Genomic DNA, 15,557 nt, shown 5'->3' with positions numbered 1-15,557 from the left:
ATGAGAGTGATCGGCCTCCTCTTGCCGGTGCTGTTGTTGACGGCTTGTGGCGGACAGGAGGACATGGATGAATATGTGCAGCAAACCAAGGCGAGACAACCCATCCCCATCGAGCCCTTACCGGAAATAAAGCCATTTACCCCTATGGTCTATAAGCGAAATGATCAACGCAGTCCGTTCATTGAGCCTCAACCAGAGACCAGCTCCAGGGTCGATGCCAAGGCCAAGCCTGATTGCGCCCAGATAGTGGCCAATCGAGACAAGGAGGTGCTGGAACGCTATTCGCTGTCCAGCCTGAGCATGAAGGGGTCAATCGGCAAGCAAGGGCAGCTATGGGCGCTGATAAGAACACCGGACGGGCAGGCTGTGCGTGTCGGGCTAAATCAATACATAGGGCTGGATCAGGGAAGAGTCATCAAGATCACGAATACCCATGTTGACTTGATGGAGACGGTACCGGATGGCAAAGGATGCTGGGTCACCCGAGAAACTCAGCTGGCCATGGCCAATCTCGACGCAAAACTATGATCAGGGATGAGCAGAGATGAGAACAACAATAAGCAGGATGACCGGCGTGGCGCTGCTGTGTCTTGGTGCATGTGGTCAGGTGTGGGCAATACCGACGTTGCAGGAGGTCAAGGTGAATCCACTCTTGGCCGATCAGCTCTTACTGGAATTGAGTTTCAGCGAGCCAGTGAGCAGCTTTACCGACAGGCTCTCCTATGAACCCAATCAGCTACTGCTACATGTGCCGGGGGCCGTCGGGGCGCTGACGGTGAATCCACTGCCCATCAAACAGCAGGGGGTGGATAGCCTCAAGGTTGAGGGCAAGGGGGAGGGGCTCGATATCAAGATAGCCCTCGATCAACTGACGCCCTATCAGGTCCATCAACAGGGTAATAAATTGCTGGTGTCACTGGGTGAAAAGGTCAGTCAATCGACAGCAACCACCACGGTTTCTCCCACGGCAACCCCATCGGCACTCGTCAGGAACCAGCCAGTGACGCAGTCAGCCTTGGTTGATACCCAGCGGATCGCCCAGAACCAATCACAGCCACAACCCCAGCTCGCCTCTGCTGCAGCACCAGCACCTGTGGTGGCCAGCAAGCCGGTATTGACCACTTCACAGGCCAATTCGGGGGGAGCCTATTTCAACTCGGTCAAAGGGGTGGATTTTCGGCGTGGCAAGGAAGGGCAGGGGGAGTTTCTGGTTACCCTGGACAACAGCTCGGCGGCCGTAGATGTCAGCAGCCGTGGTCAGAAGGTGTTGGCCAAGTTCCATGGTACCCGGGTACCGGATGATCAGCTCAATCTCATCAACGTGCAGGATTTTGCAACCCCGGTCTCTCAGGTAGAGGTGTTCCGCCAGGGCAACGACACCCTGTTTGAGATCTCGGTCAATGGCCAGTTTGATTATCGCTACGATCAAGCGGACAAGATGTTCATCATCGAGGTGAAGAAGCGTGTCGCCACGACAGCGGCGAAGCAGTATCAGGGCAAACCTATCTCACTGAACTTCCAGGATATTCCGGTGAGGACAGTGCTACAGATCATCGCCGACTTCAATAATCTCAACCTGGTGACCACGGATTCCGTCTCCGGCAACATCACCCTGCGCCTTGACGGTGTGCCCTGGGAGCAGGCGCTGGACATCATCCTCAAGGTCAGGGGGCTGGATAAGCGGTTGGATAACAACATTCTGCTGGTGGCGCCGGCGGATGAGATTGCCGCCCGTGAGAAGCAACAGCTGGAGAGCCGTAATCAGGTGGCCGACCTGGCGCCACTCTATACCGAATATCTGCAGATCAACTATGCCAAGGCGGCCGAAGTCGCGGCCTTGCTCTCCTCCGAGAGTACCAAGTTGCTCTCTGCCAGAGGGGCGGTGAGCGTGGATGAGCGGACCAACGTGCTGGTGGTCAAAGACACGGCGGATGTCATCGGCAACGTCAAACGGATGCTGGATATCCTCGATATCCCAGTCAAGCAGGTGGTGATCGAAGCCCGTATGGTGACCATAGATGACGGCTTCGATGAGGCGCTGGGGGTGCGTTGGGGAGTCACCAAGACCGATGGTCACGGCAATGGTACCTCGGGCACCATAGAGGGCAATGACGGTTCGGGTAACAATGCCAGCACCTCTGCCATTACCCGACCAAATGTCGAGGACAGGTTGAACGTCAATCTGCCGGTCACCAATGCCGCCGGTACCCTGGCATTCCAGGTGGCGCGTCTGGCTAACGGCACCTTGCTGGATCTCGAGCTCTCTGCGCTGGAAAAAGAGAGCAAGGCGGAGATCATCGCGAGCCCGCGCGTTACCACAGCAAACCAGAAGCCAGCCCTGATCGAGCAGGGTACCGAGATCCCCTATGTGGAGTCTTCCTCCAGCGGGGCAACCTCGGTCACCTTCAAGAAGGCAGTACTGAGCCTCAAGGTGACGCCGCAGATCACCCCGGACAACCGGGTGATTCTGGATCTGACCGTGACTCAGGATACCAAGGGGGAAACGGTCCCGACCGGTACCGGGGATGCGGTTTCCATCAACGCCCAGTCGATCACCACCCAGGTGCTGGTCAACAACGGCGAGACTCTGGTACTCGGCGGCATCTACCAGCAGACCATCAAGAGTGACGTGACCAAGGTGCCGCTGCTGGGGGATATTCCCGGTCTTGGCTACCTGTTCAAGAAAACCACCAGCGAGAACAAGAAGCGGGAATTGCTGATCTTCGTGACCCCGCGGATAGTCACCGACGCCCTCTGAAAACTTTACATGTGAGGGTAAAACACATATAACCTTACGCCCCAATGAGGCTGGGGCGTAAGGGCTGCGGTTGCCAGTCCTGATTTCTATTGAGATAATCCCCCTCCTGATCCATCGCAAGATAAGGTTCATAGGTACCCCGGTCGAGTGTTTACCGGGGCCATACAGTTTGTAATTACTAACGAAAAGACATGGCTGAGAAACGCAATATTTTCCTGATAGGTCCCATGGGTGCGGGCAAGAGCACCATAGGTAGACATCTGGCAGAACAACTGCACATGGAGTTTTTCGACTCGGATCATGAGATTGAGCGCCGCAGTGGTGCCGATATCGGCTGGGTGTTCGATGTTGAAGGCGAAGAGGGTTTCCGGATCCGCGAAGAGAAGGTCATCGGCGATCTTGCTGAACAGCAAGGTATCGTGCTGGCAACGGGAGGTGGCGCTATCAAGAGTCGCGAAACCCGTAACAAGCTCTCTGCGCGTGGCATAGTGGTCTACCTCGAAACCACCATTGAGAAGCAGCTGGCACGTACCCAGAGAGACAAGCGTCGTCCCCTGCTGCAAACCGAAGAGCCGCCGCGTGAAGTGCTTGAGCGTCTGGCGCAAGAACGTAATGCCCTGTATGAAGAAGTGGCAGACTTTGTCATCCAGACCGATGATCAAAGTGCAAAAATTGTTGCTAATCAAATTGTTAAGTTGATTGGCATGTAATCAATAGAGGACGTCCATGGAAAGGTTGAAGGTCGAATTGGGTGAACGCAGCTACCCGATTGAGATAGCTGCTGGTCTGTTGCAACGCCCCGAGGTGCTGACGCAGACCATCAAGGGCAAGCGGGTCATGATAGTGACCAACACCATCGTTGCCCCCTTGTATCTTGAGCAGATCATTCAGTTGCTGTCCGGTTTTCAGGTGGAGCACCTGATCCTGCCGGATGGCGAGGCCTACAAAACCCTGGCAACCTTCGAGCGGATCATGTCCGCTCTGCTGGAAACCAACCATGGTCGTGATACCACCCTCATCGCTCTGGGAGGTGGCGTGATAGGTGACGTTGTCGGCTTTGCTGCGGCAAGCTACCAACGTGGCATTCCGTTCATTCAAGTGCCTACCACACTGCTCTCCCAGGTTGACTCCTCCGTCGGCGGCAAGACCGCCGTCAATCACCCCCTCGGCAAGAACATGGTGGGCGCTTTCTATCAGCCCAAGCATGTCGTGATCGATACCGAATGCCTCAAGACCCTGCCAGCCCGCGAATTTGCCGCTGGCATGGCCGAGGTGATCAAATATGGCATCATTTGGGATGCTGAATTCTTCTCCTGGCTCGAAGCCAACATGGTGCGTCTGCAGCGACTCGATACGGATGCGCTCTCTTACGCCATTCGCCGCTGTTGTGAAATCAAGGCCGACGTGGTCGCGCAGGATGAGACCGAGCACGGCGTGCGTGCCTTGCTGAATCTGGGTCACACCTTCGGCCATGCCATCGAAGCCGAGAAAGGCTATGGCAATTGGCTGCATGGCGAGGCGGTGGCGGCGGGCATGATGCTGGCGGCTGACACGGCCCTTGCCCGTGGTGATGTGACCGAACAACAGGTGGCGCGGATCCGCGCGCTGCTGCTGGCGGCAGACTTGCCTGTTCAGGCGCCGCCCGAGATGGATTTCACCGCCTTCATTCGCCATATGCGCCGCGACAAGAAGGTGCTGGAAGGTAAATTGAGACTGGTGTTGCCGGTCGGGATCGGTCAGGCCCAGGTAGTGGCCGACGTCACTGATGCACAATTGATGGCGGTAATTGAGTCTGGTCGTGACGAATAAACTGCTAAAACTCCCTTCCCAGCGGCAGCTGGTTGACCGGCTGCTGCACCTGATTGAGTTCAATCACCCCTTCATTTTTCTCTGTGGCAAACCCGGCAGCGGGCGTGGCACCCTGTGTGAATCCCTGTTGGGCAGATTGCCCGACACTGTGCGGGTGGTGAGCCTTATCGGCAGCGCGGCCATGAAGATGGCCGACGTGCGCCAACTACTGCTCCAGCAGGTGGTGGCGAGACCGCTGTTCAATCCACAAGATGCGCTGGCAGACAGTTTCTTTCGCATGCTGGAGGGCAAATCCTCGACCCTGCTGCTGCTCATCGAGCGTGCCGACGAGTTGCCTGCCGAGCTGGCCGGGGAGCTGTGGGCGCTCTGCCGCCACAACGACACCCTCGAGCATCCCCACAAACTGGCGATCGTGCTCTCTGGCGATGACGTCTGGTGTCGCAACCAGAAGGCCGGGCTCAAGGGGCGGGCCATGCCCGCACTCGAGCTGGAGGTCGCGCCACTGAGCGCGCCAGAGCAGCGTATCTTCTTGTATGAGAAGGCCAAAGAGCTCAAGATCCCGACAGCCCTCTTGCCCAAGCCGAAAGTAGAAGAGATCCTGAGTGGAGCAAACGGACACCCGTCCGCCATCATGCAGTCATTGGAGGATATCATGACCGACAGAAGGCCCAAGAAACGTCAGGCCGAGTTGCCCGTCAAGAAGATAGCGACCGTGCTGGCGCTGGCCGCCGCCGGCCTGCTGGCCCTGAGTTACCTCCCCCTGTTTGATGACAAAGGCAAGGAGAGCACCCAGGCCTCGTCCGAGGGCATGGCCCTGCCCAATCCGGTTGCGACCGACCCGCTCAATGTGGGGGGGACGAGCGGGGCCCAGTCTAGTGGCACCTCGTCTGGTGAGCAGGGTAACAATCAGCTCGCCCGTGACTGGCAGCCCGATGCCAAGACCCTGCCCAAGAAGGTCGAGAGCGAGACGGTCACCACGGAATCGACCAATTACGAGGGGCGCCGGGTGGTCATCTCCGACGAGGTGGTCGAGAAATTGATGAAGCAGCCCAACGTCAGTGGCGCCCTGCCCACCGCCGTGGTGGACGAGCTGACGGGGGCTGAACCGGCTTCGACCACAGTGCCACCGCAGCCTGTCGCCAAGGCCCAGGGCAATACACCTGCTGCTACGGCCAAGCCCGTTGTGGCGGCCGAACCCGTCGCCGCACCGGTGCCCAAGGTGGCGCTGACGCCGGTCGCCACGCTCAACAAGAAAGCCCGAAATCACTACAGCATCCAGCTGATGGGGGCGAGCAACACCCAGGCGGCCGACAGCTTCGTGGCCGAACATGGGCTGGCAGGCAAGGTGTGGGTTTACAAGACGCGCTTCCGTGGCAGCCCCTGGTATGTGGTGGTGCAGGGGGACTATGCCAACAGCACCCAGGCCAAGGCGGCGATCCGCAAGTTGTCTCCGGACTTGCTCAAGGGACAACCCTGGCCCAAGTCGTTTGCCCAGATACAAAAAGAGTTGAAGCAATAGCCATTCGCCCTGGGAAGGGGGTAGAATCGTCCCCCTTTTTTGAGCGTTGCCTTCTTAACACCGGATTTCCATGAAAAAAACACGCGCATTTTTAAAATGGGCCGGGGGAAAATACTCCCTGGTCGAAGAGATAGCCGAGCGGTTGCCGGCCGGGCGTGTGTTGCTGGAGCCCTTCGTCGGGGCGGGCTCGGTGTTTCTCAACACCGATTACGATGCCTACGTGCTCAACGACATCAATCCGGATCTGATCGGTCTCTACAATCACCTCAAGCAGCAGCCGGATAGCTTCATCGCCGAGGCGCGCAAGCTGTTCGTGGCCGAGTACAACCACAAGACCGCTTACTATCGCCTGCGCACCCAATTCAACCAGACCGAAGCCGGTTTTGAGCGGGCCCAGTTGTTCCTGTTCCTGAACCGTCATGGCTTCAACGGTCTGTGCCGGTACAACAAGAAGGGCGGCTTCAACGTGCCCTTCGGTTCTTACAAGAAGCCCTATTTCCCGGAAAAAGAGCTGTGGGCCTTCGCCGAGAAGGCGCAGAAGGCCACCTTTATCTGCGAGAGTTATGCCGATGCCATGGCCAGAGCAGAGGAAGACTGGGTGATCTACTGCGATCCGCCCTACGCACCGCTCTCCACCACGGCGAGCTTCACCAGCTATTCGGCCGGGGGTTTCACCCTGGACGATCAGGCTCTGCTGGCCCGACTGGCTCGCCACACCGCCGCCCACAAGGGGGTGCCCGTGCTCATCAGCAACCACGATCTTGAGCTGACGCGGGAGCTGTATCGCGGTGCTAGGCTGGATGAGATTCTGGTCAAGCGCACCATCAGCCGCAACGGTGGTGGCCGCAACAAGGTGGCCGAGCTGCTGGCACTCTACCCGCCGGGCATAGAGCCGGAACAGGGTTACTATCCGAGCGAGACCGAGCTGGTCTCCCTGAATTAGTGTGTGGACGGCTCCTTTGGGAGCCGTCGTTGTTTTCGGCAGACATTTTCAGTAAATCTGGCGCTCCGCGTTCTTCGTACTTGCGGGTCATTTTCATCACCGATTTGCGGTAAGGCCGTCGGTCCGCGTTCTCCGTACTTGCGGGTCGTTTTCATCTCCCGTTTGCGGTAAAATTGCGCCGCTTTTTCTGCCACGCTGCCAATGGATGACGCTGATGAAAGACTTTCTGATTGCCCCCTCGATCCTCTCCGCCGACTTTGCCCGTCTGGGCGAGGATGTCGCCAAGGTGCTGGCCGCCGGTGCCGACGTGGTGCATTTCGACGTGATGGACAACCACTATGTCCCCAACCTGACCATAGGCCCCATGGTCTGTCAGGCCCTGCGTGACTACGGCATCGAGGCGCTCATCGATGTGCACCTGATGGTCAAGCCGGTGGACCGCATCGTCCCGGACTTTGCCAAGGCCGGTGCCAACCTGATCACCTTCCATCCGGAAGCCTCCGATCACGTGGATCGCACCCTGGGTCTCATCAAGGAGCAGGGCTGCCAGGCCGGCCTGGTGCTGAACCCGGCCACCCCGCTCTCCTGCCTCGAATACGTGATGGACAAGCTGGACGTGATCCTGCTGATGTCGGTCAACCCGGGCTTCGGTGGTCAGAGCTTCATCCCCGGCACCCTCGACAAGCTGCGTCAGGTGCGCCGGCTGATCGACGAGAGTGGCCGTGACATTCGTCTCGAGATCGACGGTGGGGTCAAGGTGGAGAACATCCGCGAGATCGCTGCCGCCGGTGCCGACATGTTTGTGGCCGGTTCCGCCATCTTCGGCAAACCGGATTACAAGGCAGTGATCGATCAGATGCGGGCGGAGCTGGCTCATGTCCGTTGAACGTCCCTTCGATCTGGTGCTGTTCGATCTGGATGGCACCCTGATCGACAGCGCCTCCCAGTTGGCGCTGGCGGTCAACCGCACCCTCTCCGATCTGGGACTGGCCGAGGCCGACGAGGCCGTGGTGCGCACCTGGGTCGGCAACGGTGCTGACAAGCTGATCCAGCGTGCGCTGGATTACCGCGACGCGCCGGATCTCTTTGCCAAGGCCCGCCCCCTGTTCGATGCTCACTATCGCGCTTGTCTGCTGGAAGGGCTGGCCATGTATGACGGGGTGGAGCAGAGCCTGCGCCGTCTGCAACGGCTCGGTTACCGCCAGGCGGTAGTGACCAACAAGCCGAGCCACTTCGTGCAGCCCATTCTGGATGCCCTCGGCATCAGCGATTGCTTCGCGCTCTGGCTGGGGGGCAACTGCGTGCCCGAGAAGAAGCCGAGCCCGGCGCCCTTGCTGCATGCCTGCCACGAGCTGGGGGTAAAGCCCTCCCGCACCCTGATGGTGGGGGACTCCGAAAATGACGTGCTGGCCGCCCAGGCTGCCGGCATGAAGGTGGTGGGGCTCACCTACGGCTACAACTATGGCCGCCCCATCGCCGATTCCCGCCCGGATTGGGTATGCGAACAGTTTGCCCAGCTCGATGCCCTGCTGGCCGAATAAGACCGCCGGGTCGGACGAACAACAAGGATCAACACTCTCATGACTAAACCAATCGTATTGAGCGGCGCCCAACCCTCTGGCCAGCTGACCATAGGCAACTACCTGGGCGCCCTGCGTCAGTGGGTCAACATGCAAGATGACTTCGACTGCCTCTATTGCATCGTCGATCTGCATGCCATCACCACCCGCCAGGAGCCGGCCGCCCTGCGCAAGGCGTGTCTCGATGCCGCCGCCCTCTATCTGGCGGTGGGGATAGATCCCGCCAAGAGCACCGTCTTCATCCAGTCTCATGTGCCTCAGCATGCGGAGCTTGGCTGGATCCTGAACTGCTACACCCAGATGGGCGAGCTGTCGCGCATGACCCAGTTCAAGGACAAGTCCGCCCGCTTCGAGAACAACGTCAACGTCGGCCTGTTCGGTTATCCGGTGCTGATGGCGGCGGATATCCTGCTGTATCAGGCCAATCAGGTGCCGGTCGGCAACGATCAGAAGCAACACCTGGAGCTGACCCGCGACATCTGCACCCGTTTCAACAACCTGCACGGCGAGGTGTTCACCCTGCCAGAGCCCTTCATTCCGGCCGACGGTGCCCGGGTGATGAGCCTGCAGGATCCGACCAAGAAGATGTCCAAGTCTGACGACAACGAGGCCAACTTCATCGGCCTGCTGGAAGATCCCAAGCAGATCATCAAGAAGATCAAGCGGGCTATGACCGACTCCGACGAGCCGGCGGTGGTGCGCTTCGATCCGGAGAACAAGCCAGGGGTCTCCAACCTGCTGACCCTGATGTCCGGGGTAACGGGTCGCTCCATCCCCGAGCTCGAGCAGCACTTCGAAGGCAAGATGTACGGCCACCTCAAGACCGAAACCGCCGAGGCCGTGGTCGCCCTGCTGGAGCCCATCCAGGCCCGCTTCCACGCGCTGCGTCAGGATGAGGCTCATCTGCAGGCCATTTTGGCGGCAGGAGCACAAAAGGCGCGTGAAAGGGCTGAAAAAACCCTGACCAGCGTATATGATGTAGTCGGCTTCGTTCCTCGAGCCTGACATACTGGGAAGGTGTAGTAGGAGAGAGCTGGGTATCTGCCTGGCTTTCTTTGTTTTATCCGACCCCTTGTTCGTTATTCCTTCTTCCAATGTCAAACGCGGGTCTTTACCCCAAGAGAAAGCATGTCTGTCGAACCAAATGCCGTGATTGAAGAACTGGGTGACAAGGGTCACTGGCTGCGAAAGTTTCGCAAGGCCAAGAACCTCACCACCCTGCAACTGATGGTCTCCAACGCCATCGACAAATACCACAAGACCCCGGCCATCGCCGCCGCCATCTATCTGGCCGAATGCCAGCGCGAGCGCGAGATGGAACAGGGCCGCTACCTGGATCGTTGATCCTCTGCCTTCGGTTATCCCATGCTGTTGTTGATCGATAACTACGACTCCTTTACCTGGAACCTGGTGCAATATTTTGGCGCCCTGGGACAGGAGGTGGTGGTGAAGCGCAACGACGAGCTGAGCCTGGATGACATAGTCCGGCTCGCCCCCCGCTATCTGGTGATCTCCCCCGGTCCTTGCACGCCCAATGAGGCGGGTATCTCCCTTGCCGCCATCCGCCGCTTCGCGGGCCAGATCCCCATCCTCGGCGTCTGCCTCGGCCATCAGTCCCTGGCTCAGACCTTCGGCGCGCGCGTGGTGCGTGCCCGTCGGGTGATGCACGGCAAGACGTCCCTCATTCGTCATCGAGGGGAAGGTGTTTTCAAGGGATTGAAGGATCCGCTGCGGGTCACCCGCTACCATTCGCTGGTGGTGGAGCGCGAGACCCTGCCCGACTGTTTCGAAGTCACCGCCTGGAGTGAACACGCCGACGGCAGCGTCGACGAGATCATGGGGCTGCGGCATAAAACACTGGCGCTGGAAGGCGTTCAGTTCCATCCGGAGAGCATTCTGAGCGAGCAGGGCCACCAGTTGCTGGCCAATTTTTTAGCCGCCTCCTGAAAAAATCGTGATGGCCATCCCAGAATCGGAAGGAGGCCAAAAATATTTTCTCTGACACTTTATTCACCCCTCTCCCTGCCCAAATTATCTCTTGCCAACCCCCCTTGAGCCGTTATGCAATGTGGTTGCCTAAAATCTCACAGGCAATCGAACATTGTTCCCTGTAACGCGGCTTGTTGCAGACTTTTAGCTTTTTTTCTGTGACAATGCCGATGTGTTTACATGGATTTAACTTTTAAGCGGTGGATTATTCTGTCGCCAGATAGCAGGAGAGCGATATGTCAGAGTTGTTGGCAGTGACACGTGAAGTGTTTGATGAAGTGATGGTTCCCAACTATGCGCCCGCCAAGATCATTCCGGTGCGCGGCGAGGGATCACGTGTCTGGGATCAGGAAGGCCGCGAGTATGTCGACTTCGCGGGCGGGATCGCGGTCAATGGCCTCGGTCATTGCCATCCCAAGCTGGTCGAGGCCCTGAAAACCCAGGGTGAGAAGCTGTGGCACCTCTCCAACGTGATGACCAACGAGCCGGCCCTGCGCCTGGCCAAGAAGCTGGTCGATGCCACCTTCGCCGAGAAGATCTATTTCTGCAACTCCGGTGCCGAAGCGAACGAAGCCGCCTTGAAGCTGGCCCGTCGCTACGCCATCGACAAGTTCGGTGCCCACAAGACCCAGATCATCGCCTTCCACCAGGGCTTCCACGGTCGCACCTTCTTCACCGTCAGCGTCGGCGGCCAGGCGGCCTACTCCGATGGTTTCGGCCCGAAACCCGCCGATATCACCCATGTCACCTACAACAACCTGGAAGAGCTGGCGGCCGCCATCTCCGACAACACCTGTGCCGTGGTGATGGAGCCGCTGCAGGGGGAGGGTGGCATCATTCGTCCCACCGACGAGTTTGCCAAGGGTGTGCGCGAGCTGTGCACCAAGCACAACGCCCTGCTTGTTTATGACGAAGTGCAATCCGGCGTGGGCCGTACCGGCGATCTGTACGCCTACATGGGCTTGGGCGTTACCCCGGATATCCTCACCAGCGCCAAGGCGCTCGGCGGCGGCTTCCCCATCGGGGCCATGCTGACCACCAGCGAGATCGCGGCTCACCTGAAAGTGGGCACTCACGGCTCCACCTATGGCGGCAACCCGCTGGCGTGCGCCGTGGCGGAAGCCGTGCTGGATGTGGTCAATACACCGGAAGTGCTCAATGGCATCAAGCAGCGTGAACAGCTGTTCCGTGACGGCATCGAAGCCATCAATGCCAAGTACCACTGCTTCAGCGAAGTGCGTGGTCAGGGGCTGTTGCTGGGCGCCGTGTTGAATGACGACTTCAAGGGGCGCTCCCGTGACTTCCTGCTGGCCTCCATCGACCAGGGGCTGATGGCACTGGTAGCGGGCACTAACGTAGTGCGCTTCGCACCCTCACTGGTTATCCCGGAAGCGGACATCAAGGAAGGTCTGGCCCGGTTCGAGAAAGCGGTCGCTCAGGTTATCAACGCCTGATCAGGAATTGAGGTGGGGAGCCCTCCCGGCAGGAGCCGGGACCCCACCTGTCGTCAATGAAAGGGAGTTGTCATTTATGTTGGTTATCCGTCCTATCGAGCAGCGCGACTTCGCCGGCCTCAAAACCTGTGCCATCGAATCCGGCACCGGCATGACTTCATTGCCCGTCAACGACGAGCTGCTGCAACGCAAGATCGATGCCTCGACCCAGACCTTCCTGGACAAGCCTGCCGGCAAGGGAGACTGCCTCTATTTCTTCGTGGCCGAGGATCTGGAGACCGGCGAAATGGTCGGCACCTGTGCCATCGATGCGGCCGTCGGCTTGTCCCAGCCCTTCTACAACTACCACATCGGCAAGGTGGTGCACTCGTCCCCCAAGCTCGGCATCTACAACGTGGTCGAGACGCTTACCCTGTCCAACGACTACACCGGCAACTCCGAGCTGTGCACCCTGTTTCTGCGTGAATGCGCCCGCGAGGGGCTCAATGGCCGGCTGCTCTCCAAGCACCGTTTCCTGTTTATGGCCGAGCACCCGGAATTATTCGATGAAACCGTCTTTGCCGAGATGCGCGGCGTCTCCGATGGCGACGGTCACAGCCCGTTTTACGAGTGGCTGCAAAAGCATTTCTTCTCGATGGACTTTCCCACCGTCGACTATCTCACCGGCATCGGCAAGAAGCGTTTCATCGCCGAGCTGATGCCCAAGTACCCGATCTACGTCAATCTGCTGAGCAACGAGGCGCGCGCCGTCATCGGCCAGACCCACGAGAAGACCCGCCCGGCCATCAAGATGCTGCAGGACGAGGGGTTCGTGAACCGCGGCTACGTCGACATCTTCGATGCGGGCCCCACGGTCGAGTGCGACGTGAAGCACATCCGTAGCGTACGCCGCAGCCAGAAGCTGCGGGTGCTGGTGGGTGAGCCCATCGGCGGCCATACCTATCTGCTGTGCAATACCCGCTTCGATCAGTACCGCGCCTGTTACGGCAACATCCGGGTCGATCTGGACAAGCACGAAGCCATCATTCCGCCCAAGATGGCGGCCGCCCTCAAGGTGGAGAATGGCGACATGGTGCGGGTCGTCGATCTGGAGTGACGGATCGGCGAGGCCATAACATCTGAAGCAGGCAGCCACGGCTGCCTGTGAACCACAGGGAGTGAATATGTCTTTAGTGCAACTTATCGATGGCCAGTGGCTGGCCGGTGAAGGCAAGCCGTTTGAGTCAAAAGACCCGGCCAAGAATGAAGTGATCTGGCAAGGGGGAGCCGCCAGTGCCGCCCAGGTCGATGCCGCAGTCAAGGCCGCTCGCAACGCCTTCTACCATTGGTCCGATCTGGCGCAGGACGATCGCCTCGCCATCGTACGCCGTTACGCCGACCTGCTCGGGGAACACAAGGAGGCGCTAGCCCTGACCATAGCCCGCGAAACCGGCAAACCGCTGTGGGAGACCCGCACCGAAGTGGCCGCCATGCAGGGCAAGATCGCCATCTCCATCCGCGCCCATGACGAGCGCACCGGCACCGTCGAAAACCCCATGCCGGGCGCCAAGGCGTTCGTGCGCCACAAGCCCCACGGCGTGGTCGCGGTGTTTGGCCCCTACAACTTCCCGGGCCACCTGCCAAACGGTCACATAGTGCCTGCGCTGATCGCAGGCAATACCGTGGTATTCAAGCCTTCCGAGCTGACCCCCATGGTGGCGGAAGCCATGCTGAAGATCTGGCAGGAGGCGGGCCTGCCCAAGGGCGTGCTGAATCTGGTCCAGGGCGAGGTTGAGACCGGCAAGGCGTTGGCCGGCAATCCGGACATCGACGGCCTCTTTTTCACCGGCTCGTCCCGCACCGGTCACTTCCTGCACCAGCAGTTTGCCGGCCAGCCGGGCAAGATCCTGGCCCTGGAAATGGGCGGCAACAACCCGCTGATCGTCAAAGACGTGAGCGACATCGACGGCGCCGTCCATGCAATAGTGCAATCCGCCTTTATCACCTCGGGTCAGCGTTGCACCTGCTCGCGCCGCCTGTTCGTGGAGCGTGGCGCCCGGGGCGATGCCCTGGTCAAACGCCTGGTGGACGTGGTCGGTCAGATCAAAGTCGGTCTCTATGACGCCGCCGATCAACCCTTTATGGGCGCCATGATCAGCGAGCGAGCGGCGCTCGGCATGGTGGAGGCGCAGGCCAACCTGCAGCGCCTTGGTGGCGAGAGCCTGCTTGCCCTCAAGCACCTGCAAGCCGGTACCGGTTTCGTCTCCCCCGGCATCATAGACGTGACCGCGGTGAGCGCACTGCCGGACGAGGAGTACTTCGGCCCGCTGCTGCAGCTCATTCGCTATGACGATTTCGACGCCGCCATCGATCAGGGCAACGCCACCAGCTTCGGCCTGTCGGCCGGCCTGCTCGGCGACAACGAGGCGGACTGGCAGCACTTCTTCAAGCGCATCCGCGCCGGCATAGTGAACTGGAACAAGCCCATCACCGGCGCCTCCAGTGCCGCGCCCTTCGGCGGCATCGGTGCCTCCGGCAACCACAGGGCGAGCGCCTACTACGCCGCGGACTACTGTGCTTATCCGGTCGCCTCCGTCGAGGACAGCAAAGCCGCCATGCCGGATCAGCTGTCCCCCGGTCTGACCTTCTGATAACAAGAAAATAAAGAGGGGCACTCAGCGGTGCCCTTGTCTGTACCCGCAATCAAAGGAAAGAGAGATGCAAAAGGATATCGAGACCCTGTTTGGCCATCTGTGGGACAACTACATTCAGGTCACCCCGAGCGCCCATCAGGTTCATCAGCTGTTGGGTGGCGGCGCCCCCATCATCAACGATCACGTGGCGTTTCGGACCTACAACCTACCCAAACTCGGGCTGGAGAAGCTGGCGGCCCACTTCCGCGCCCTGGGCTACGAGGAGAAGGGCGAGTATGTGTTCAAGGCCAAGAAGCTCTACGCCAAGCACTTCGAACACATGGATCCAGATGCCCCCAAGGTGTTCATCAGCGAGCTGAAGGTGGAGGAGCTCTCCGAGACGGCTCAGGCCATCATCCACAAGCTGGTGGATCAGGTGCCCGATCACCTGACCGACACCCCGGCCTTTCTCTATACGGGCGCCCCCTGGCAAGTCTCCTGGAGCGATTACCAGACCCTGCTGGCGGAGAGCGAGTATGCGGCCTGGATGGCGGCCTGGGGCTACCGTGCCAACCACTTCACGGTCAACATCAACCGCTTGAGCGATTTTGAGACCATAGAAGAGGTCAACGCGGCCTTGAAGGCGGCGGGCTTCGTGCTCAATACCGTGGGTGGCGAGGTGAAGGGGGATCCCCAGGTGATGCTGGAGCAATCCTCCACCATGGCCGACAAGGCGGATGTGCCCTTCAGCGACGGCGTGCGCGCCATCCCGAGCTGCTTCTACGAGTTCGCCCGGCGCTATCCCCAGGCCGACGGCGTGCTCTACCCGGGCTTCGTCGAAGCCTCGGCGGACAAGATTTTCGAATCCACCAACGCCATGTGATAGATGTTAT

General features: G+C 59.6%; 15 protein-coding genes. All 15 read left to right on the top strand.

The window, feature by feature from the left end; genetic code table 11:
• The 15 genes from BN1124_RS17385 (at position 1) to BN1124_RS17315 (ending at position 15,547) form a co-directional block, all read left to right on the top strand.
• On the top strand, positions 1–528 hold the full coding sequence (locus BN1124_RS17385; protein WP_042644383.1) for a pilus assembly protein PilP: 528 nt from the start codon (positions 1–3) through the stop codon (positions 526–528).
• 16 nt (positions 529–544) lie between these two features.
• A complete protein-coding gene (locus BN1124_RS17380; RefSeq protein ID WP_042643960.1) occupies positions 545–2,758 on the top strand; it encodes a type IV pilus secretin PilQ in 2,214 nt (737 codons plus the stop codon).
• Between the two features lie 191 nt (positions 2,759–2,949).
• Entirely contained in the window at positions 2,950–3,468 is a 519-nt protein-coding gene (aroK, locus tag BN1124_RS17375) for a shikimate kinase AroK (protein WP_033131012.1), read from the top strand.
• 16 nt (positions 3,469–3,484) lie between these two features.
• Positions 3,485–4,567 carry a 3-dehydroquinate synthase gene (gene aroB, locus BN1124_RS17370; protein WP_042643958.1) on the top strand — a complete coding sequence of 361 codons (1,083 nt, stop codon included), beginning with the start codon at positions 3,485–3,487 and terminating at the stop codon, positions 4,565–4,567.
• Complete coding sequence (locus BN1124_RS17365; RefSeq protein ID WP_042643956.1) at positions 4,557–6,086, top strand: SPOR domain-containing protein; 1,530 nt, start codon at positions 4,557–4,559, stop codon at positions 6,084–6,086. Before aroB ends, BN1124_RS17365 begins: the two co-directional genes overlap by 11 nt.
• Before the next feature lie 70 nt (positions 6,087–6,156).
• Positions 6,157–7,029 (top strand): Dam family site-specific DNA-(adenine-N6)-methyltransferase, encoded by an 873-nt coding sequence (locus BN1124_RS17360; protein WP_042643954.1) that lies wholly within the window; start codon positions 6,157–6,159, stop codon positions 7,027–7,029.
• 214 nt (positions 7,030–7,243) lie between these two features.
• Positions 7,244–7,915: a ribulose-phosphate 3-epimerase gene (gene rpe, locus BN1124_RS17355; RefSeq protein WP_042643952.1), complete on the top strand. Its 672-nt coding sequence runs from the start codon at positions 7,244–7,246 to the stop codon at positions 7,913–7,915.
• Positions 7,905–8,570 (top strand): phosphoglycolate phosphatase, encoded by a 666-nt coding sequence (locus BN1124_RS17350; RefSeq protein WP_042643950.1) that lies wholly within the window; start codon positions 7,905–7,907, stop codon positions 8,568–8,570. The genes rpe and BN1124_RS17350 overlap by 11 nt, the downstream gene beginning before the upstream one ends.
• 39 nt (positions 8,571–8,609) lie before the next feature.
• Positions 8,610–9,614, top strand: coding sequence for a tryptophan--tRNA ligase (trpS, locus tag BN1124_RS17345; protein WP_042643948.1), 1,005 nt, complete (start codon positions 8,610–8,612; stop codon positions 9,612–9,614).
• 123 nt (positions 9,615–9,737) lie between these two features.
• Positions 9,738–9,953 carry a hypothetical protein gene (locus BN1124_RS17340; RefSeq protein ID WP_042643946.1) on the top strand — a complete coding sequence of 72 codons (216 nt, stop codon included), beginning with the start codon at positions 9,738–9,740 and terminating at the stop codon, positions 9,951–9,953.
• 21 nt (positions 9,954–9,974) lie between these two features.
• Complete coding sequence (locus BN1124_RS17335) at positions 9,975–10,556, top strand: aminodeoxychorismate synthase component II (RefSeq protein WP_042643944.1); 582 nt, start codon at positions 9,975–9,977, stop codon at positions 10,554–10,556.
• A gap of 278 nt (positions 10,557–10,834) precedes the next feature.
• Positions 10,835–12,052 carry an aspartate aminotransferase family protein gene (locus BN1124_RS17330; RefSeq protein WP_042643941.1) on the top strand — a complete coding sequence of 406 codons (1,218 nt, stop codon included), beginning with the start codon at positions 10,835–10,837 and terminating at the stop codon, positions 12,050–12,052.
• 76 nt (positions 12,053–12,128) lie between these two features.
• Positions 12,129–13,148, top strand: coding sequence for an arginine N-succinyltransferase (gene astA, locus BN1124_RS17325; RefSeq protein ID WP_042643939.1), 1,020 nt, complete (start codon positions 12,129–12,131; stop codon positions 13,146–13,148).
• Positions 13,149–13,215: 67 nt separating this feature from the next.
• Entirely contained in the window at positions 13,216–14,682 is a 1,467-nt protein-coding gene (gene astD, locus BN1124_RS17320; protein ID WP_042643937.1) for a succinylglutamate-semialdehyde dehydrogenase, read from the top strand.
• Positions 14,683–14,749: 67 nt separating this feature from the next.
• The gene (locus tag BN1124_RS17315) at positions 14,750–15,547 is read left to right on the top strand and encodes a DUF1338 domain-containing protein (RefSeq protein ID WP_042643936.1); all 798 of its coding nucleotides are present in this window, start codon (positions 14,750–14,752) and stop codon (positions 15,545–15,547) included.
• Positions 15,548–15,557: the final 10 nt, after the last annotated feature.

The sequence above is a fragment of the Aeromonas eucrenophila genome, from assembly GCF_000819865.1.
Classification (GTDB): Bacteria; Pseudomonadota; Gammaproteobacteria; order Enterobacterales; family Aeromonadaceae; genus Aeromonas; species Aeromonas eucrenophila.
The sequence above is the reverse complement of the archived record's forward strand: the minus strand, read 5'-3'. Positions and strand labels throughout refer to the sequence as shown.

Coding starts and splice junctions, on each gene's coding strand:
- BN1124_RS17385 (WP_042644383.1), top strand. CDS start 1: ATGAGAGTGATCGGCCTCCTCTTGCCGGTGCTGTTGTTGACGGCTTGT.
- BN1124_RS17380 (WP_042643960.1), top strand. CDS start 545: ATGAGAACAACAATAAGCAGGATGACCGGCGTGGCGCTGCTGTGTCTT.
- aroK (WP_033131012.1), top strand. CDS start 2,950: ATGGCTGAGAAACGCAATATTTTCCTGATAGGTCCCATGGGTGCGGGC.
- aroB (WP_042643958.1), top strand. CDS start 3,485: ATGGAAAGGTTGAAGGTCGAATTGGGTGAACGCAGCTACCCGATTGAG.
- BN1124_RS17360 (WP_042643954.1), top strand. CDS start 6,157: ATGAAAAAAACACGCGCATTTTTAAAATGGGCCGGGGGAAAATACTCC.
- rpe (WP_042643952.1), top strand. CDS start 7,244: ATGAAAGACTTTCTGATTGCCCCCTCGATCCTCTCCGCCGACTTTGCC.
- BN1124_RS17350 (WP_042643950.1), top strand. CDS start 7,905: ATGTCCGTTGAACGTCCCTTCGATCTGGTGCTGTTCGATCTGGATGGC.
- trpS (WP_042643948.1), top strand. CDS start 8,610: ATGACTAAACCAATCGTATTGAGCGGCGCCCAACCCTCTGGCCAGCTG.
- BN1124_RS17340 (WP_042643946.1), top strand. CDS start 9,738: ATGTCTGTCGAACCAAATGCCGTGATTGAAGAACTGGGTGACAAGGGT.
- BN1124_RS17335 (WP_042643944.1), top strand. CDS start 9,975: ATGCTGTTGTTGATCGATAACTACGACTCCTTTACCTGGAACCTGGTG.
- BN1124_RS17330 (WP_042643941.1), top strand. CDS start 10,835: ATGTCAGAGTTGTTGGCAGTGACACGTGAAGTGTTTGATGAAGTGATG.
- astA (WP_042643939.1), top strand. CDS start 12,129: ATGTTGGTTATCCGTCCTATCGAGCAGCGCGACTTCGCCGGCCTCAAA.
- astD (WP_042643937.1), top strand. CDS start 13,216: ATGTCTTTAGTGCAACTTATCGATGGCCAGTGGCTGGCCGGTGAAGGC.
- BN1124_RS17315 (WP_042643936.1), top strand. CDS start 14,750: ATGCAAAAGGATATCGAGACCCTGTTTGGCCATCTGTGGGACAACTAC.